Annotated in this window: 14 protein-coding genes; 5 read left to right on the forward strand and 9 right to left on the reverse strand. The window is 66.7% G+C overall.

Annotated elements, in window-relative coordinates; genetic code table 11:
• Positions 1–6: 6 nt before the first annotated feature.
• Together HL666_RS22095 and HL666_RS22100 are read right to left on the reverse strand one after the other, a co-directional pair.
• On the reverse strand, positions 7–1524 hold the full coding sequence (locus tag HL666_RS22095; protein WP_172183593.1) for an AMP-binding protein: 1518 nt from the start codon (positions 1522–1524) through the stop codon (positions 7–9).
• Between the two features lie 65 nt (positions 1525–1589).
• A complete protein-coding gene (locus tag HL666_RS22100; protein WP_172183595.1) occupies positions 1590–2609 on the reverse strand; it encodes a helix-turn-helix domain-containing protein in 1020 nt (339 codons plus the stop codon).
• 202 nt (positions 2610–2811) lie between these two features.
• Between HL666_RS22100 and HL666_RS22105 the strand changes: the two genes are divergently transcribed.
• Both HL666_RS22105 and HL666_RS22110 read left to right on the forward strand, forming a co-directional pair.
• Entirely contained in the window at positions 2812–4827 is a 2016-nt protein-coding gene (locus HL666_RS22105) for a primary-amine oxidase (protein WP_311976144.1), read from the forward strand.
• Between the two features lie 281 nt (positions 4828–5108).
• Positions 5109–5513 carry a four-helix bundle copper-binding protein gene (locus HL666_RS22110; protein WP_172131172.1) on the forward strand — a complete coding sequence of 135 codons (405 nt, stop codon included), beginning with the start codon at positions 5109–5111 and terminating at the stop codon, positions 5511–5513.
• A gap of 129 nt (positions 5514–5642) precedes the next feature.
• Here HL666_RS22110 and HL666_RS22115 read toward each other — a convergent pair whose 3' ends face one another.
• Together HL666_RS22115 and HL666_RS22120 are read right to left on the reverse strand one after the other, a co-directional pair.
• Positions 5643–5813: a Flp family type IVb pilin gene (locus HL666_RS22115; protein WP_172111370.1), complete on the reverse strand. Its 171-nt coding sequence runs from the start codon at positions 5811–5813 to the stop codon at positions 5643–5645.
• A gap of 160 nt (positions 5814–5973) precedes the next feature.
• On the reverse strand, positions 5974–7527 hold the full coding sequence (locus HL666_RS22120; RefSeq protein ID WP_210262016.1) for a winged helix-turn-helix domain-containing tetratricopeptide repeat protein: 1554 nt from the start codon (positions 7525–7527) through the stop codon (positions 5974–5976).
• Positions 7528–7663: 136 nt separating this feature from the next.
• Here HL666_RS22120 and HL666_RS22125 point away from each other — a divergent pair, with 136 nt between their 5' ends.
• On the forward strand, positions 7664–8713 hold the full coding sequence (locus tag HL666_RS22125; protein WP_172183596.1) for an alpha/beta fold hydrolase: 1050 nt from the start codon (positions 7664–7666) through the stop codon (positions 8711–8713).
• A 5-nt stretch (positions 8714–8718) separates the two neighbouring features.
• On the opposite strand, the gene HL666_RS22130 is transcribed toward HL666_RS22125, so the two are convergent.
• Positions 8719–9291, reverse strand: a complete 573-nt coding sequence (locus HL666_RS22130; RefSeq protein ID WP_172183598.1) for a GNAT family N-acetyltransferase — start codon at positions 9289–9291, stop codon at positions 8719–8721.
• Positions 9292–9653: 362 nt separating this feature from the next.
• On the opposite strand from HL666_RS22130, the gene HL666_RS22135 reads away from it, so the two are divergent.
• Positions 9654–11066, forward strand: a complete 1413-nt coding sequence (locus tag HL666_RS22135; protein WP_246739167.1) for a phosphatidylglycerol lysyltransferase domain-containing protein — start codon at positions 9654–9656, stop codon at positions 11064–11066.
• 455 nt (positions 11067–11521) lie between these two features.
• Entirely contained in the window at positions 11522–12793 is a 1272-nt protein-coding gene (locus HL666_RS22140; protein WP_246741598.1) for a hypothetical protein, read from the forward strand.
• A 9-nt stretch (positions 12794–12802) separates the two neighbouring features.
• Here HL666_RS22140 and HL666_RS22145 read toward each other — a convergent pair whose 3' ends face one another.
• From HL666_RS22145 to HL666_RS22160, 4 genes are all read right to left on the reverse strand, one after another.
• Positions 12803–14062, reverse strand: a complete 1260-nt coding sequence (locus HL666_RS22145) for an Hsp70 family protein (protein ID WP_172183602.1) — start codon at positions 14060–14062, stop codon at positions 12803–12805.
• A gap of 349 nt (positions 14063–14411) precedes the next feature.
• A complete protein-coding gene (locus tag HL666_RS22150) occupies positions 14412–16088 on the reverse strand; it encodes an amidohydrolase (protein WP_376698614.1) in 1677 nt (558 codons plus the stop codon).
• A 387-nt stretch (positions 16089–16475) separates the two neighbouring features.
• Complete coding sequence (gene prfH / locus HL666_RS22155; RefSeq protein ID WP_172111364.1) at positions 16476–17099, reverse strand: peptide chain release factor H; 624 nt, start codon at positions 17097–17099, stop codon at positions 16476–16478.
• Complete coding sequence (locus HL666_RS22160; RefSeq protein WP_172111363.1) at positions 17096–18235, reverse strand: RNA ligase RtcB family protein; 1140 nt, start codon at positions 18233–18235, stop codon at positions 17096–17098. Before HL666_RS22160 ends, prfH begins: the two co-directional genes overlap by 4 nt.
• Between the last annotated feature and the right edge of the window lie 191 nt (positions 18236–18426).

Raw genomic sequence — 18426 nt, forward strand, 5'->3', positions numbered from 1 at the left:
CGGACCTCACTCCGCTGCCGGCCGTCCCCTGGTCGGCACCAGACGAAAATCCCGTCCATCCTTGATCCAGGCGGCGCGCTCGTCGCGCAGCAGGGTCCGGCGGACCTTGCCGGAATCGTCGCGCAGCATCATGTCGACCAGCTCATAGCTTTCCGGATGCTTATATCGGCTGAGCCGGTCGGTTAGGAACGCGCCCATGCCGTCGACGATCGCCTGCGCGTCCTTGGCCCGGTCGATCTCCACGATCGCATGCACGCGCTGGCCGAGCTCGGGATCGGGCAGGCCGACCACGACGCAGGAGCGGATGTCGGGATGCGCCATCAGCGCCGCCTCGACCTCCGCCGGATAGATGTTGGCGCCGCCGCGCAGGATCATGTCGGCAAGGCGGTCGCCGAGATAGAGATAGCCGTCGGCATCGAGCCGGCCGATGTCTCCGAGCGACTCCCAGCCGTCGGCGCGCCGCTTCGGCTCGGCGCCGAGATAATGATAGGTGCTGCCTGGACCATCGGCAGGCAGGAAGTAGATCTCACCGCTTTCCCCCGGCGGGACATCGTTGCCGTCGGGGCCCAAGATGCGCAGCTTGCAGGATTCGTCGATCTTGCCGACCGAACCCCGGTGCTGCAGCCATTCGGTGCCGGAGATGATGGTCCGGCCCTGCCGCTCGGTGCCGCCATAGAGCTCATAGACGCGCTCGGGGCCGAGCCATTCGATCCACTTCTCCTTGAGCCATGCCGGCATCGGCGCGGCCATGTGGAACACCATCTTCAGGCTCGACACGTCGTAGCTGTTGCGCACCGCGTCCGGCAGCGCCCAGATCCGGTGCATCATGGTCGGCACGAAGTTGACCCACTGGATGCGCTGCGCCTGGATCAGCCGCAGCGTGTCCTCGGCGTCGAACTTCACCATGCCCGTCAGCTTGCCGCCGGCGAACAGCGCGTAGTGCGACACGATGAACGGCGCGTTGTGATACAGCGGCCCGGGATTGAGCAGCGACGCGCCCTTCGGAATTCCCAGCGGCGGCTCGGCCGCCGTGTCGGTCACCGCGGGCTGATGATCGAGGATCACCTTGGGCCGGCCCGTCGAGCCGCCCGAGGTCATCGCCTTCCAATAGCGAGAAACCGGAGCTGTGAGCGGCGCGTCAGAAAATCCCTCCGGCGTGAAGCCGGCCGGCAGCGCATTCGGCGCGTTCCAATCGGCTTCGCCGCCGACCACGAGTGACGGCCTGAGAATCTCCAGCACCGCCGCTGCTTCACCCCGAGGCAGCCGCCACGATAGCGATGTCGGCGTTGCGCCACATTTCCAAACTGCAAAACTGGTCTCGAACAGCGCATTCCCGTTCGGCAGGCCGATGGCGACGAAGTCGCCGGGCTTGACGCCCTTGGCGATGAATGCACGGGCGCGCGCATTGGCGCGGCGCTCGAGCTGCTCCCAGGTCAGCGCATCAGGTCCGTGCTGAACCGCGATACTGTCTTTCGGTTTGCGCTCGGCGTACCAGCGCGGCACATCCGCGATCGGGATCAGCATGTTTCCTCCGCATCATCGGGCGACTTGCGCGCGCGCCCTTCTTGTTCGGCAGCTCACGCCGCACGTCAGTGACGGAAGGTGTTGTGCCTCAACTCGGATGATGCGTCCATACGCGCGCGCCGCAGGGTTTCGGATGGCAGTTCTGCGAAATGGCGCTTGTAGTCGAGCGAGAACTGACTGAAGTGCCAGAAGCCGTGGCGCACGGCGATGTCGTAAATTCCGTCGCGCGGATCGTGAGCGGCCTTCAGGTCGCGTCGCACGCGGTTGAGGCGCACCGCGCGCCAATAGGTCAGGGGACTGGTGCCGAGCACGTCCTGGAAGCAGTAGCTGAGCTTGCGGCGGCTGGCGCCGACCGCCTTGCAGACATCCATCAGCGATACAGGGCTGGCCGACGACGCCAGCATCAGCTCGCAGGCTCGATCGACGATCCGCTTGCGTGCGGCGCTGCTGCGGGTGTCGTCGCAGGGCCGCGCGTCGGACAATAGATCAGTGATCGCCAGCAGCAGTCCGTCTTGAAGTGTGCGGCCGAGCGCTGCACTCTGCCTCGGCTCCGTCTGCGTGCCGCGCAGCCTGTCGATCGTCGTCAGCGCGGCGCGGAAGCGCGCCAGCGCATCCGCCGGTGCCGACATCGCGCGCATGCGATGTCGCAGATCGCGCGGCAGTTCGATCGCCAGCTGGCTTGCGATCTCGTCGACGAGACCGGCCGACAAGGTCACGCCGCGCAACGTGAAGCCGCGCGGTGTGCAGATGTCGACCTCGGCATCGAAGGAAACGATCAGCGCGTCCTGCGGAATGCTCGTGCCGTTGACATTCACCGGGCCCTCGCCGCTGCAGGGCACGGCCAGGCCGCAGCAGTCGCGCCCGAGTTCGCCATGCTGCCGCACCTGCTGGCTCGTGACCTCGTGGAAGATATCGAGCTGCGGCAGCGACAATTGGGTGAAGCTGCCGCGGAAAGCGCCGGCGCTGATCTGGTCATAGGTCAGACGCCAGCCGCCGAGCTGCGCGCAATGCTCGTCGACGTCGGCGCTGGTCGTCCGCACCAGGCCCGGGCACGCAGCCCCGCTATGCATCGGGTTCAAGCTCATGGCATCACGACGTTATCTGATGAGACCGCCCTGCAAGATGCACGCCGCCGGGTCGCCGGTCGCATCGGCAGACGCCGACTTTGCCCGATTTCGATAACGCTGTCCTGCGTCTGATTGGCAGTCTCGCGGCGAGACAAGCCGCGGTCGGGCGCGTACTCTCCTGCCCCTTCCAGGCGGACCGACCAGATCGAGGGAGATCATCGTGCAGGACATCGCTGCAGCTCCGGCAATCGCCGCCGTCCACCCGCTCGACCCACTGACGTCCGAAGAGATTGCCGCCGCCTGCAATCTGGTGCGCGCATGCGCGGCGGCGGACAGCTGCCGCTTTCCGATCGTGCGGCTTGAGGAGCCGACGAAGGCCGAGCTTGCGGCCCTTGACGGCGGGCAGGCGCTGCCGCGCAGGGCGTTCGTGGTCTCGCTCGACGTTCAAAACGGCGAGTCGGTCGAGCATGTCGTCGATCTCGGCGAGCCGAGCATCGTCTCCCGCAAGCCGGTGCCCAACCAAGAGGCGCCCTATGGCCAGCCGCCCGTGATGCTGGAGGAGTTCTTCCGCTGCGAGGCGGCGGTGAAGGCCGATCCCGGCTGGCGCAAGGCGATGCACCGGCGCGGCCTCACGGACAAGGACATCGAGCTGGTGCAGGTCGATCCGTTCTCGTCCGGCTTTTTCGACCTGCCGTTCGAGCGCGGCGCCCGCATCGTCCGCGCCGTCAGCTTCTTTCGCGAGCATCCGCAGGACAACGGCTATGCCCACCCGATCGAGGGCGTCGTCGCGGTGGTCGACCTGATCGCCGGCAAAGTCATCGATCTCACCGACGCGGATCCGGTCATTCCGATCCCGCGCAAGAAGCGCAACTACGGCGCCCATGAGATGACGGCCCCACGCACCGATATCAAGCCGCTCAACATCGAGCAGCCCCAGGGGCCGAGCTTCACCGTCGACGGATGGAAGGTCGATTGGCAGAAATGGAGCTTCCGCGTCGGCTTCACGCCGCGCGAAGGTCTCGTGCTGCATCAGCTCTCCTATCAGGACGGCGCGCGCAAGCGGGCGATCATCCACCGCGCCAGCGTCACCGAGATGGTGGTGCCCTACGCCGATCCAACCGCCAACCACTTCTGGAAGTCGGCGTTCGACGCCGGCGAATACGGCCTCGGCATGCTGGCGAACGCGCTCGAGCTCGGCTGCGACTGTCTCGGCAACATCCATTACTTCGACGTGCCGGCCGCAGACAGCAAGGGCGAGCCGTTCGTGATGAAGAACGCGATCTGCATGCATGAGGAGGACTACGGCATCCTCTGGAAGCATTACGAATTCCGCAACGGCCTGTTCGAGGTGCGGCGCTCGCGACGTCTCGTGATCAGCTTCTTCGCCACCGTCGGCAACTACGACTACGGCTTCTACTGGTACCTGTACCAGGACGGCACCATCCAGCTCGAATGCAAGCTCACCGGCATCATCCAGACGGCGGCGGTTGCGCCGGGTGCGACCTATCCCTGGGGCGGCATGGTCGACGACGATCTCGGCGGCCCGACGCATCAGCACTTCTTCAACGTACGCCTGCACATGGACATCGACGGCGGCGGCAACGACGGCGGCGGCAACACAGTCAGCGAGCACGAATTCGTGCCGCGTCCGTGGGGGCGCGACAACCCGCACGGCAACGCATTCGATACCACGAGTCGCGTGCTGTCGCGCGAGCGTGACGCCGCGCGCATCGCCAATGGCGAGACCGGCCGCTACTGGAAGATCTCCAATCCCAACGTCAAGAACTCCGTCGGAGCCTCGCCCGGCTACAAGCTCGTGGTCAATCCGAGCCCGCTGATGCTGGCGCAGGAGGGCAGCTTCGTGCGCAGTCGCGGCGGCTTCGCCACAAGGCACGTCTGGGTCACCGCCTTTGATCCGGCTGAGAAGTACGCCAGCGGCGACTATCCGAACGTGCATGCCGGCGGCGACGGTCTGCCGCGCTACATCCAGCAGAACCGCACGATCGAGAACACCGACATCGTGGTCTGGCATTCCTTCGGGCACACCCATGTGTGCAAGCCGGAGGATTTTCCGGTGATGCCGGTCGAATATGCCGGCTTCGTGCTCAAGCCGGTCGGCTTCTTCGCCGCCAATGCCGGCTTCGACATTCCGCCGGACCGCAACGCGAAGAGCGTGCTCAGTGCGGACACGCCGGCGGGAGCGGCAGGCGGCGGCAGCTGCTGTCACGGCAGTTGAGCTGCCGCGCACCGGATCGCGCCGAAGACGAAGGATGCATGCCGGGAACAGGTTAGGCGTCAGCGCGTACCGATACGTTGATGTCGCAGCCAGAAACCGGCAAAATCAGCTGCGTCCGCCGTTCCCCATTGTGGCCGGTTGTCACCCGGCATGCGCAACGACAACCGCTTCGCCGGCGAACCGTTCCGGATGAGATCGAGGCTTCCAAGCAGGGCTCCGACTTAAGAACCTTCTCGGCGGATCATCATTGACCCTGAGGGGGCCAGCTCTCGGAGTTTGCCATGCACGCCCAACAGATGATCGAAACCCATCCGCATGTCCGCGGCCGTGTCGACGACGCGCTCGTGCGCTGCATCGAGGAATGCTATTCCTGCGCGCAGACTTGCACGTCCTGCGCCGATGCCTGTCTCGCCGAGGACAATGTCGCCGAGTTGACGCAATGCATCCGGCTCAACCTCGATTGCGCCGATGTCTGCACCATCACGGGCCGTATGGCGACCCGGCGCACCGGATCGGATCAGGAGATGATCCGGCGCATGCTCGACGCCTGCGCGGCGGCCTGCCGGTTCTGCGCCGAGGAATGCGAGAAGCACGCTCGCATGCATGCGCATTGCCGGATCTGCGCCGAATCCTGCCGCCGCTGCCTGAGCGCCTGCGAGGAAGCCGGGCGCAGCATGGCGCATTGAGTCCGGGAAGAGTCGTTGAGACGACAAGGGGCCAGACAAGCAAAGGCCGGACCCGAGGGCCCGGCCCGTCCGACCATGGCGACCGGATTGCTCCGGTCCTGAGAACGCCATCCAGACGAAGTGCTTCGATCAGCCGCCGTTCAACTTGGTCGTCAACGTCGTAAAGATGCCCTCGATCGTCAGTCCGAGCCGGTTGAGGATCGTGATGATCGCGAGCGCAATGCCGGCAGCGATCAAGCCGTATTCGATGGCGGTCGCGCCCGATTCATCCTCGTAAAATTTAAGAAGCAATTTCTTCATCGGTTCCCCTTGCCACGTCCGCGAGTTCAGCCCCAGAAGACGTCCGCGAAACTACGGATTGGAACCTAAGGTAGTGTGAATAGGGTGCGGCGAAGTTTCGCGACTTTGCTGAAATGACGTGGTTTGCAGCTGTAGCTGCGCGGTTCTGCACGTTATCGGTCTAATCGGGCACGCCTGCTGCGCGAAGAGCTTCCGCATAGGTTGTAGCCATGGTGCGCACGGGGAACGGGATGCGTTTCAAGAACCCCGTCACCGTGAGATGAGGCTCCACGCTCAGGAGCTGGCGCGCGATGTCGGCGGCCCGATCCATCTCTCCGATTCCGACCCAGGCGACGATCAGGACACGCAGCGCGACGGCAAATCGGCGGTTTTGACTGAGCGCCTTCTCGGCCCAGGCGATGGCCTCTGCCAGGTCGCCGCTGGCCATAGCGCAGATCGCCATGGCGCCGGCCGTGAACCAGCCGCGCGGATCGCGCGGATTGAGCCGCAAGGCGCGTTCGACCATCGCCCGCCCCTCGGCCGGGCGCCCGGCCATGGCCTCGATCCAGCCGCTCATGGTGAGCGCCATCGCCGAATTCGGATTAATGGCGAGCGAGCGCTGGAACAGCTCGCGCGCAGGCGCGATGTCGTCGGCCATGTTCCAGATCGCGAAGGCCGCCATCCACAGCACCTGCGCATCTCCGGGGGCGCGCTCGCTCGCCTGCCACGCCAACGCGACGGCCGTCTCGCGATAGGTCTCGCCGGGATCGCTCCAGCCCTGGAAATGGCGTAGCGCCTGGCAATAGGCGCTCGCGGCCATCGCCGGCGCATAACCCGGATCGATCGCCAGCGCTTCGTCGAGACAGCCGAGCGCGGCCTTGAGACTCTCCGGAGTGAAGGCGTCGCGCAGGCTGGCAGCGCGCAGCACCAGATCATAGGCGTCGGGTCGCGGCAGCGCGCGGCGCCGCGCGCTTTCGGCGAGCTCCAGGGTCGGTTCGATGGCGGCCACCACGCTTTCGGTAATGCGGTCCTGCAGCGCGAACATGTCGCTGACGTCGCCATCGAATCGGTCGGCCCACAGATGCGCGCCGGAGCGAGCGTCGATCAACTGCCCGCTGATGCGCAGGCGCGCGCCGGCACGCTGCACGCTGCCTTCGAGCACGTAGCCGACGCCGAGCTCGCGTCCGACCTCGCGGATGTCGACCGCCTTGCCCTTGTAGGTGAACGACGAGTTGCGGGCGATCACGGCGAGCCCGCTGCAGCGGGACAGTGCCGTGATGATGTCCTCGACCATGCCGTCGGCGAAGTAGTCCTGCGCGGCATCGCTGCTCATGTTGGTGAACGGCAGCACCGCGATGGCGGGGCCGTCGACCGACGTCGCAGCGGCGGCGGTCGGCGTCCGGGCGGCCTCGGCCTGCTCGCTGACCTCGCCCGTGAAGCGGAGGCCCTTGCGCGGGACGGTGCGGATCAGGCGCTGTGCCTCGCCGCTGTCGCCGATGGCGCTCCGTGCTGCGCTGATGCGGCTCGCCAGCGTCGCCTCGGAGACGATGCGGCCGCCCCATATCTCGGCGAGGATCTCGTCGCGGCTGACGACGCGGTCACGGCTCCTGATGAGGAATGTCAGCAGGTCGAACACCTGCGGTTCCAGCGCAATCAGATGGCCGCCGCGGCGCAGCTCGCGGCGGCCGGCGTCGAGTACGAAATCGTCGAAGCAATACACCACATGCGCCGCCATCGCTGCCGCGGGAACCGGTCCATCTTCTCCTCACGCAAAATCAAGCTGGTCTCAAGGAAAAATCAAAGCCCTCTCCAAGCGCATCTTGCTCACATCGCGCACAAGGGGCCGGCATATCCGAACCAGGAGCTTCGTCATGCCGACCGTCCTTCAGCATAGCCGCCGCCGTTTCCTGAACTTGGCGGGAACCGCCATCGCCGCCTTTCAACTCGGTTCCCATGTTGCGAAGGCCGGGACCTTCAAGCCGGGATCGAAGCTTCCTGCGATCAGGCCGGGCACGGCCACGACGTTGGGGCCGATCAGGCAGGTCGTCGCCGGGGATGTCAGCATCGGCTATGCCGAGGCAGGTCCCGCCGATGGTCCCGTCGTGATCCTGCTGCACGGCTGGCCCTATGACATCCATAGCTTCGCCGACGTCGCGCCGGCGCTGGCCGCAGCTGGTCATCGCGTCATCATTCCGCATTTGCGCGGCTACGGCACGACGCGGCTGCTATCGCCAACGGCCTTGCGCAACGGCCAGCCGGTCGCGGTCGCCGCCGACATCGTCGCGCTGATGGATGCGCTGGGGATCAAATCAGCGACGCTCGCCGGCTATGATTGGGGCGCGCGCACCGCCAACATCATCGCCGCGCTGTGGCCGGAGCGCTGCAGGGCGATGGTCTCCGTGAGCGGCTATCTGATCGGCAGCCAGCAGGCCGGCCGCATGCCGCTGCCGCCGGCCGCCGAGCTACAATGGTGGTATCAGTTCTATTTCGCCACCGAGCGCGGCCGCGAGGGCTATGACAAGAACCGGCACGATTTCGCGAAGCTGATCTGGCAGACGGCCTCGCCGAAATGGGCGTTCGACGACGCCACCTTCGCCCGCAGTGCGGCCGCCTTCGACAATCCCGATCACGTCGACATCGTCGTGCACAATTATCGCTGGCGGCTCGGCCTCACGCAGGGCGAGGCGAAGTATGATGCGCTCGAGGCGAAGCTGGCGACATTTCCGGATATCTCGGTGCCGACGATCACGATGGAGGGCGACGCCAACGGCGCGCCGCATCCCGCGCCCGAGAGCTATGCCAAGAAGTTCGCCGGCCGCTACGAGCACCGGCTGATCACCGGCGGCATCGGCCATAATCTGCCACAGGAGGCGCCACACGCCTTTGCGCAGGCGGTGATCGACGTGATGGCCGGCGTCTGACGATCTCAGGCGGGAGGCTGCTGCGAGCTCCGGCAGCGCAACCAGGTCTCCCGCCGCACGATCCATCGCTCCGATCGGGTCTCACCCGTGTGATGCGCGAGGTCGATGAAGCCGGAGAATTCGGCGCCGGTCTTCTGCTTCACCCGGCGCGAGGCGACATTGCTTGCGACGTTGCAGACGTAGAACGCGTCGAGCCCGAGCGGGCCGAAGGCAAAGTCGTTCACCGCTGCGATCGCCTCGGTCATCAGTCCCTGATTCCAATAGGGCTCCGCGAGCCAGAAGCCGCGATGGCATTTACGGGACTCGACGCGCGGCCGGAAGTGGACGTTGCCGATTGCCGTGCCGTCGCCGTCCCGCAGAACCAGCACCCATTGATGGATCTCCTCGCCGGCCGCGATCTTGTCGAGTTGCAGCCTGACGAAGGTCTCGGCGCCATCGTCCGGATACGGCCAGGGCACGATGGTGGCGAGGGAGCGGATGATGTTCCAGTTGTTGAAGTGGCGCTGGATCGCCGGCGCATCGCTGCGCGCGAGCGGGCGCAACACCAGGCGAGCAGTATGCAACGTGGGCGTGAGCATGGGCCATGGTGGCGTTAACCAACGCGGATCGCAAGTCCAGCCCGCGCCACCGCGTGAACGAGCTATCTCGTTGATTCATCGAAGACGTTACCCCGATTAAGGTTACGGGAGACTTTCGACCGTGTGATGGAACCGGATACTTCCACAACGCTGCATTGCGGTGCATGAATCGAATGCACGCAATTGCAGGGATGCAGCGTGTGTACAACCGCCGCAGGTATCGGAGGCGGGACGGGCTCAGGGTTGCGCCCGATGAGGTGTTGGACATGAATCGCGGGACGGCGGGACATCGGTCGCGTGGGTCACAGGCGCAGCGTGCGTTCGATCCACACATGTGGCGCACGCGGCAGCTGAGCCGGCCAATGCCTTTTTACGGCTCCGAGCTGTTTCAGCTCGGCTGTCCGCCGCTGGCCTCCTTCATTGCCGCCTTCCTCGGCTGTCTGATGACCCTGCATCTCAGCGCATCCGGTCTGTCGCCGCAGGTCGCGTCTGCGGCTGCCGCGCTGCTGCTCTGTGCGTCGCTGATTCTGACGCGCACCGCGGATCTGGTGCCGAGCACGTTCTTCTCATCGGCCTATGGCGGCAGCTTCGTCGGCATGACGCCGGTGGCGCTGTTGAACGCGAGCGTGATCCGCGCCGGTCTGCCGCTCGATGCCGCCTTCACCTTGCTGTCGCTGTTCACAGGCCTGATGTTCTGTCTCGGATGTGCGCTCGACATGTGGCTGCGCGGGGGGCTGGCCCGCGGCTATGGCGGACGGCTGGGCGCGCTTGCGGCCGTCGCATCCTTCCTGTTCGTCGGCTTGGCGCCGCTGCTGGGCGCCGACGGTGAGCTGTTTCCGATCGCACGCCGGCCTGTGCCGGAGCTCGGTCTCGGCGCTGCGGCGATCACCTTCCTGCTGTGCACGGCGGGCATGCTGGCGACCATGGCGGCGCTGCGCTGGGCCCCCGTCGCAGGATCGCGGCGTGCGGTGCGCATCGTCGTCGCGGCGACGGTGGCGTTCGTCGGCTTGGTCCTGCTGCTGCAATTCGTCCCCGGCAACGCCCCCGAGCTCGATGCCTATTTCGCCGGCTGCTTTCTCGGCATGTCGTCATCGCGCCGGCTGCGCAGCCTGCCGCAGGCGATGGCCGCGGCGGTGCTGCTCACGGCTCTCGTGATCTTCACATACCCGATCCTTCCCGCGGTCGGCGGCAGCCTCGGTTATGTCGCCTTCGTCTCGGTGATGTTCGTCGACGCCGGCGTACGGCTGTTCATCGAGGCAGGGGAATCGCCGCGACAGACCATGATCGCGTGGTCGCGCGGTCTTCTCGCCACCCTGGCGATCCTCGCGGTGCTGCTGTCGAGCGAGCTGCTGTTCGAGCAGCCGCGCGAGGAGCCCGCAGCTTCGACGCTGTCGGTGGCAAAGCCGGTTGCGCCGGTGCGGCAGGCGGCGCCGGCCGACGAGGCAAGAGGGGAGGGCGGTGTACCCGGCGAGAAGCCGGTCAACGCGCCGGTGCCAGAGCTTCCCATGCAGATCCTGCGGCCGGACGCCGGAGAGCCGTCCCCGGCGCGCCGATCCAGCGAGCAAAGTCCGGCCGCGCCTGCGCCGATCCCCTCGGAGCCGCAGCGGCGCGTCGTCCGCTACGGCCAGGTGGCCACGGTGCCGACGATGCTGCCCAAGCGCAGCCAGGCGCGCGTGGTCCCGCACTCGTCGCCGCGCCCGCGCATCATGGCTCGCCAGGATGTGCAGCCTGCACCGGAGTGGAGGCCCGACCCGTCGACCTCGGCGGCCCCCTGACGGCAGACGCCAAGCCTTTTTGAGGCGATAACCCGCCACCGCCACACCTCCGCACGCGTTTCGCCATGTTTCCACTTCATCGTGCACCGTGCGGTGCTTAGGGGGGCTCGTCCGGTGGTCAGGGCGAGATGAGAAGCCCGGTCGATCCACATGGGGGTGGTTCGCAGATGCAGCAGGCCTCTGATTGCGCGCCATGGCGAACAGGCCTGCCGGTCCTGTTCGAGCCGCGTCCTCAGCCGCGGCGTTTCGATCTCTGTGTCGCGCTTCTCGTGTCCTTTGCGGGCGCTTGTCTCGGCTGCCTCGCGACGTTGCATCTGAGTGCGTTGGGCCTGTCACCCGCGCTTGCCTCGGCGGCGGTGACGGTCGTGCTGTGCGCAGGTCTGGTCATTACGTCTCCCGACAATCTTGCAGCCACCACGTTCTCGTCCTCGGTCTATGGCGGCAGCTTCAGCGGCATGACGCCGATCGGACAGCTCAGCGAAAGCGTCGTTCGCACCGGATTGCCTCAGGAGGCGTCACTTTATCTGCTGTCGATTTTTTGCGGCCTGCTGTTCTGCATTTTCACCGCGATCGAAATCCGTCAACGTATCGTGCTGTTGCAGGGCTATGGCGGACGCTTGGGCGTACTGGCTGCGCTCGGATCGCTGCTGTTCGTCAGCCTCGGGCCCTGGCTCGCCGGGCACGGCGAAACGCTCCATCTGGCGCACCTGAATCAGTTCGACCGGGAGCTTGGCGGCTCGCTGGCGATTCTTGCGGCCTGTTTCACCGGAACGGTGCTGACACTCTTGATGCAACGGCTTCCGCACGTTGCAGAGTCGGGGCGGGCGGCCCGCACCTTCGTCTCGGCCACCCTGGCGTTTGCCGGAATGGCAATCATGCATGGGCTTTGGTCCGATGAACGCTGTCTGGTCGATGCCTATTATGCTGGATGTTTTCTCGGCATGTCGTCGCCGCAGCGGCTGTCCGGCGCGCTGCAGCCGATCGTGGCCGCGCTGACCCTCACCGTGGTTCTGGTCCAGGCTTCGACGGTTCTGCCGATGGTCGGCGGCAGCCTCGGTCTTGCGGCGTTCATTGCGGTGGCCGGCGTCGACATGGCTTGGCGGGCCGCTGGTGCGCTGCCGGCCCCGGCTCACTCCATGAAGGTCGGGCTCGGCCGGAGCGTGGCCGTCGCCTTGACCGCGGCGGGGTTCCTGCTGCCGAGCCATATGCTTCACAGGCTGGCCGACGATACGACCGATGCCCGACGCGAGGCCGCTGCTGTCATCGCTCCGGCCCTCGTGGACTTGCCTGAGGAGCGAGCGGTGCACGCAACTCCGTTGGAAGCCGCATCGCCCGCGCCGGTCGCTCTCGTCGTCGAACCCGCGTTGACGCTCGCCGTCAGTGCGAAGGCCGAGCCCGCCGTCGCCATGTCCCGGCTGGACGCGCCTCCCGAGGCCGTCCCCGCCTCGGCGCCGGTGCCGCGCGCGGAGCTGCCGCGGACGCAGCGCGCGAGCCGAAGCGGCTCGGGATCTGCGCCGCCTGCGGCCAATGCCGGACCCTGGGGCATCATCCGGGCCGGAGAGCCGGGGCGGACCGGACCGGCCGGTGCTCGGCCCGTTCGGGCAAAGCCTGCGCCCGTCCGTGTCGCCGAGCCGGCGTCGGCCGTGCCGCATCCCGTGACCCGAACCCAGCTTCAGGGCGCGCCGAAAAGGCCGGCGCGGCCGGCCGCCGCAGCCTCCCCCGAATGAGCCGCTCCTTCAGCCGAACTTGCGCCGCGCGTCCAGCGCAAGCCCAAGGCCGACGCTGCCGAGCAGATCGGTCTCGGCGACCCGCGCCGCAGGAAACAGCGCCAGGATCGCCTGGCGCAGCGCCGGCACCATGCTCGAGCCGCCGGTGAGGAAGATCGTGTTGATGGCGGCGGCGTCCACCGCGGCGTCATCGAGCAGCGTGGTCACGGTCCGGACGATGCGCGCGACGGAATCGGCGATGGCGCGGTCGAAATCGCGGCGCGTGAACTTGATGCGCGCCCACTCGTCCTTCTCCGACAGCACCGAGGTCAGCGACTTCGCCGCGGTCAGCGCGATCTTGGCCTGCTCGACGCCGATCGCCAGCGTATGGCCGCGATGCTCCTCCACCACCTTGATGAAGCGGTCGACGAGATCGCGCCGCTCGGCCTCGTAGCGGATCTGGCGCAGCTCGTGGATCACGCCCTTCTTGTAGAGCTGGTTGATGCGATGCCAGGTGGCGAGCTCGTGATAATAGGCGGTCGGCAGCTCGCGCTTGCCGTCGGCGGTCAGGCTGCCATAGCCGAGATGCGGCATGACGCTCCTCAAGCTCAGCAGCCGGTCGAAATCGGTGCCGCCGATGTGAATGCCGCCATTGGCGAGGATGTCGTCCTCGCGATCGGCCTTGCCGCGCCGCTCGGGCGAGACGCGCACGATCGAGAAGTCCGAGGTGCCGCCGCCGATGTCGACGATCAGCACCAGCTCCTCGCGGCTCACTTGCTGCTCATAGTCGAGCGCGGCCGCGATCGGCTCGTATTGGAAGGCGATGTGCTTGAAGCCCTGCTCGCGCGCGATTCCTTCCAGCGCGGCCTGCGCCTCGCCATCGGCGGCGTCGTCCTTGTCGACGAAGCGCACGGGGCGGCCGAGCACGACCTGGTCGACCTCGTGGCCGAGACGCGTTTCGATCTGGCTCTTCAGATGCGCGAAGAAGAAGCCGAGAATGCCGGAGAACGGCACCGCCTTCTGCCGGATATAGGTCTTCTCATGGATCAGCGCGGTGCCGAGAATGCTCTTCAGCGCGCGCATGAAGCGGCCGTCATGGCCGGTCAGATAGCGCTCGATGGCGGCGCGCCCGAACTGAACGCCGTGATCCTCGAAATCGAAGAACATCGCGCTCGGCAACGTCCGCTGCTCGCCCTCCAGCGGGATGAGCGCCGCGGAGGCTGCATCGCTGAGGCCGACCGTGGTGTTCGAAGTGCCGAAGTCGATGCCGCAATGGGCCGCTGCCGCCATGCTCGTCTCGTTTTCCGTCCGGGGAGGGCGGACCGCTTAGCCGTTTCGCAGCGCAATGTCATGTGCGAATGTGAGGCATGATGGGCATGAGGATTCCTCAGATGGCGCATGGCTCCTTCGGCCCGCGATGCCCTCGGACCTGCGTTCACGGCAATCGCATGTGGGAAAAGGTCGTGCCGACGAACAAGCCTGCCAGTTAGTTTCTCTGTCATGCCCGGGCTTGCCCGGGCATCCATGTCCTTCCCAGTGCGCCGAACGACGTGGATGGCCGGGACAAGCCCGGCCATGACGACGTGGAAACGGACGAGCGCAATAGTCTGATCGTCGCTTGAGAAACGGCTGGCTCTCGTCAGCGCTGAAAGACGATCTTGCCACCGACGAGCGTGATATCCGCCTTGATGTCCTTGATCTGCTCGTCCGGCACGGTCATGTAGTCTGCCGACAGCACCGTAAAATCGGCAAGCCTGCCCGGCTGGATCGTCCCCTTTCGCGTTTCGTCGAACGTGTAGCGCGACGCGGCCGAGGTGTAGAGGCGAAGCGCCTGCTCGCGGCTGATCGCCTCCGCCGCGCCGTAGACCTTGCCGCTCGGATCCTTCCGCGTCACCATGATGTACATGTTGAGGAACGGGTTGATCGGGTTGACGGGAAAGTCTGACCCGGCACCGAGATTGTCCAGCCCCATCGTCTCGATCAGGGTCTTTGTCGGTACGGCGCGATCGGCTGTCGGCCGCCCCAGGAAGCGCTCGACGGTCGCAGCCTTGTCCCACATGAAGACGTTCTGGAAATCGACCCTGAGCCCCAGCTTGCGCGCGCGCTCCATCTGCTCGGGCCTGATCAGGCTCGCATGGATCAGAACGAAACGACGATCCTTTATGGACCTTTCCTTGTCGGCCGCCTCGAAGGCGTCGAGCACCTGATCGATGCCGAGATCGCCGACGACGTGCACGCCGACGCGCCAGCCGTGGCGATTGCAGATCGAGACAAGTTGCGCCAGCCGCTCGGGCGTCTGCTGCGCGATGCCATGGTAGTTGTCGTGGGAGTCCGGGTAGACGTCGCGCATCAGCGCCGTCTTCAGCGTCATGCCGCCGTCGTAGAAGATCTTGATGCCGGCAAACCTGACCCAGTCGTCGCCGAATCCCGACGCAGCGCCATTCCCTGACATGATCGCGTCCCAGGCGTTGAGATCGGCGGGCGGCTCCGGTCTGTACATCAATCCCGTCCGCAGCGTCGCCCGTCCGGACGCGGCGAGCTTCTGGAGTGTGCGGATGTCACGCGCTTCCGTGGCGCCTTCGACGGCGCTCGTGATGCCGAAACTGTTCAGCGCGCGTTCGGCAATCGTGAACTGTCTGATTTCATCCTCTTCGGTCCAGGGCGGAACGGCTTTCTCGACCCGGTCGATCGCGGTCTCCAAGAGGAGGCCGGTCAGTTCGCCGGCGGCGTCGCGCTCGAACGAGCCACCGTCCGGGTTCGCGGTGGTCTTGTCGACGCCGGCCTTCTGCAAAGCCATCGAATTGGCCATCGAGAAATGCCCGACGGTGCGCAGGTAGACCGGATTATCAGGCGCGACGCTGTCGATCTCCTGCCGCGTCAAATAGCGCTTCTCGGCGAGCTGTGACGGCGGATGCCACGCGCCGCCAACGATCCACTCGCCCGGCTTCCTCTTGGCGACGAAGGCCTTGATGGCCTCGAGCGCGTCCGCGACCGTCTTCGCCCGGCCCATGATGACGACGTAGTCGCCAAGTCCAGCCGCCCTGAAGTGCGCATGCGTATCGATCAATCCTGGAACGACGGTCTTGCCCGCGAGATCTAGCACCTGCGTGCGCGCTCCGGCGAGCGCCCGCATCGATGCGCTGTTTCCGACCGCGAGAATCTTGCCGTCGCGGACGGCGATCGCCTCGGTCACGCTGGATTGCTCGTCCAGCGTCAGAACCTTGCCGTTGACGAGGACGAGATCGGGCGAATTGACCTCCGCCTGCTGAGCTAGAACAGGCGCCGGGCCTGCGAGCAGGAGACCCACACCGAGCATCGCGAGCGCCGTCGATCTGCAGAGCATTCCATCCTCCAGATTGTTGCGTTCATTAGATGAACATTTGACCGTTCTTATTAGATGATAGCCGCACGCATCGACCCGGTCCAATGATCCGGCGCTTAGTTCGGCTGCTTGTGGCTCCTTCGGTACGCAACGCCCCGCGTGCGCGCTCCTGGCAATCGCATGAGGCAGTAAGAGGCAGCGCTACGAAGGGGGCCGGGAGTTAGTTTCTCCGTCATGGCCGGGACAAGCCCGCCATGACGGCGTGGAGACAGACGAGCGCAAAAGTCTGGACGTCGAAGGAGTTGGCCCCGCAAGCGAGGGGCGCGGGTGTTCGCGCGGCGTGGGGCGGCCATGGCGGTTCATTCCGTGGCCGCTCCTTTATCACCCTGCGGACCTAAACGCCGGCCCTTCGAAGCGCAGACCGGCTGCGCCGCGTTCGACACGGTCGTGCGCGGCTTGCATCAGGCGCGCCTCGCCAGCCTCGGCCAGGCGGGCTTGCCCGTCCAGCAACGCCGCAAGGCGCGCGAGCGCCAGGGCCTTGTTTCGGTGCTGGGAGCGGCCGTCGCGGGCGATCGCCGCGAGGCCGCTCGGCAAATGCACGGCGCGCACCGCGCTCTCGGTCTTGTTCTGGTGCTGGCCGCCCGGACCGCCGGCGCGGAAGCTCTCGAACCTGACGTCGCCGGTTGCGAGCGCCGGGATCTGCGCGGGCAGCGGCAGATCGACGACGCCGACGAACCAGTTCTTGCGGCCGTGATGCGGCCGCAGCGGACTGCGGCACACCCAGAGCAGCGAGCCCTGCGTCCAGCGTTGCGCGAGCGCGCCGGCGCCCGGCCCATCCAGCACGGCGATCGCGCTGGCGGGTCCATGACGTTCCGCGTCGCTGCGCGCAATCGCGCAGTCGCACTCCGCGGCCTCGGCCTCGCTTGCGAGCCGCGTGAGCGCATGGGCGACCGCGATCCGGCACTCGGCCGGACCGCGCCCCGATGTGAGGAGCAGCCGTCTCATCGGCGGTCCTCCTTGTGCCGCCGCATCGTGGCGATCTTCTTCACCGTCACCAGCGGCCGGAAGCTCGCGACGACGCGCGCGAGCCCGAACGCCTCGAGATCGGCGATGACACCGGCGATCGGCTTGTATGCCTCCGGCGCCTCCTCGGCGAGCAGCGCACGGTCCTCGCAGATCACGCGGCCGCCGAACGGATTGCGCGCCAGCCGCTCGCGATCCGACTTGGTCGCACCGACCCGGCCGATCATCGACGACCGGTCGAACTTGCGACCGGCGCCATGCGCGATCGACCACAGCGCCTCCTTCGGCGCCGTGGCGAGCGGCGCGACCAGATAGGACAGCGCGCCGCGCGAGCCCGGCACGACGACGAGCCCCTGGTCGGACGGCGCCGCTCCCTTTCGGTGCAGCACGCCCTCGCGGCGATGGACCACGCAATTGTGCGAGCATTCGCAGACGGGATCGGCCTCGCAGCGCAACGCCGCCGCCGCACGCCGCGCGATGAGGCCGCGGTTGAGCCGGGCCCAGCGCAACGCATGGTCATGCGCCGCGAAATAGGCCTGGCCGTCCGCGCTGTCAGGCGCGAGCGGTCTCAGTCCATCCGCGACCTGCCGTTCGAGCAGCGCATGGCCGAGGCCGCGCGAGCCCGAATGCACCAGCAGATAGGCGCGATCGCGATCGATGCCGCAGGTCGCATCGAACACCTGCTCGACCGCCTGCAACTCGCAGAAGTGATTGCCGCCGCCGATCGTACCGAGCGAGGCATCGAAGTCCGATGGCGCGAGCTCATGCGCGGCCAGCTCGCCTGCGATGTCGCCGTCATAGGGCTTGGCGATGTCGCGCAGCCTGTCCGCCGCCTTGTCGACGGGGATGCGGCGCGCGGCGAGGTCGAGTGCGAACAGTGCCATGCCGCAGCCGGCGTCGGAGCCGACGAAGGCCGGGTGGATGTGGTCCGCGAGAATGGCGCAGCCGACGGGGCCGAACTTGCCGGGATGCAGATCCGGCAGGCCGGCGACCGCGCGCACGCCGTCGATATCAGCCACCGTTTCGAGCTGGCGCACGGCGGCGCCCTCGATCCAGGAGCTGGACGAGTAGAAGCCGTGGACCGGCGCACGGCCGTCCACGCGATGGGAATTGCCCATGTGGGTACCTTGGAGAGATCAGGAGATATGGTAGGGGACTAACAGCGCGCGCGAACGCACGCGTGCCTAGCCACACCTCGCCTCACGCGAGGATCAGGCCCGGCGGCTCCTGGCGGAGCAACGGATGATCGCAGTCATCGCTCTCTCCTCGTTCGGCGGAGCGGAATGCTCGACGCCGGCGGCGTACTAAT

The sequence above is a fragment of the Bradyrhizobium aeschynomenes genome (genome assembly GCF_013178945.1).
Classification (GTDB): Bacteria; Pseudomonadota; Alphaproteobacteria; order Rhizobiales; family Xanthobacteraceae; genus Bradyrhizobium; species Bradyrhizobium aeschynomenes.

Bases quoted from the DNA above. Each gene is read 5' to 3' on its own strand.
- HL666_RS22095 (WP_172183593.1), bottom strand. From the start codon at position 1,524: ATGCTGATCCCGATCGCGGATGTGCCGCGCTGGTACGCCGAGCGCAAA.
- HL666_RS22100 (WP_172183595.1), bottom strand. From the start codon at position 2,609: ATGAGCTTGAACCCGATGCATAGCGGGGCTGCGTGCCCGGGCCTGGTG.
- HL666_RS22110 (WP_172131172.1), top strand. From the start codon at position 5,109: ATGCACGCCCAACAGATGATCGAAACCCATCCGCATGTCCGCGGCCGT.
- HL666_RS22115 (WP_172111370.1), bottom strand. From the start codon at position 5,813: ATGAAGAAATTGCTTCTTAAATTTTACGAGGATGAATCGGGCGCGACC.
- HL666_RS22120 (WP_210262016.1), bottom strand. From the start codon at position 7,527: ATGGCGGCGCATGTGGTGTATTGCTTCGACGATTTCGTACTCGACGCC.
- HL666_RS22125 (WP_172183596.1), top strand. From the start codon at position 7,664: ATGCCGACCGTCCTTCAGCATAGCCGCCGCCGTTTCCTGAACTTGGCG.
- HL666_RS22130 (WP_172183598.1), bottom strand. From the start codon at position 9,291: ATGCTCACGCCCACGTTGCATACTGCTCGCCTGGTGTTGCGCCCGCTC.
- HL666_RS22135 (WP_246739167.1), top strand. From the start codon at position 9,654: ATGCCTTTTTACGGCTCCGAGCTGTTTCAGCTCGGCTGTCCGCCGCTG.
- HL666_RS22140 (WP_246741598.1), top strand. From the start codon at position 11,522: ATGACGCCGATCGGACAGCTCAGCGAAAGCGTCGTTCGCACCGGATTG.
- HL666_RS22145 (WP_172183602.1), bottom strand. From the start codon at position 14,062: ATGGCGGCAGCGGCCCATTGCGGCATCGACTTCGGCACTTCGAACACC.
- HL666_RS22150 (WP_376698614.1), bottom strand. From the start codon at position 16,088: ATGCTCGGTGTGGGTCTCCTGCTCGCAGGCCCGGCGCCTGTTCTAGCT.
- prfH (WP_172111364.1), bottom strand. From the start codon at position 17,099: ATGAGACGGCTGCTCCTCACATCGGGGCGCGGTCCGGCCGAGTGCCGG.
- HL666_RS22160 (WP_172111363.1), bottom strand. From the start codon at position 18,235: ATGGGCAATTCCCATCGCGTGGACGGCCGTGCGCCGGTCCACGGCTTC.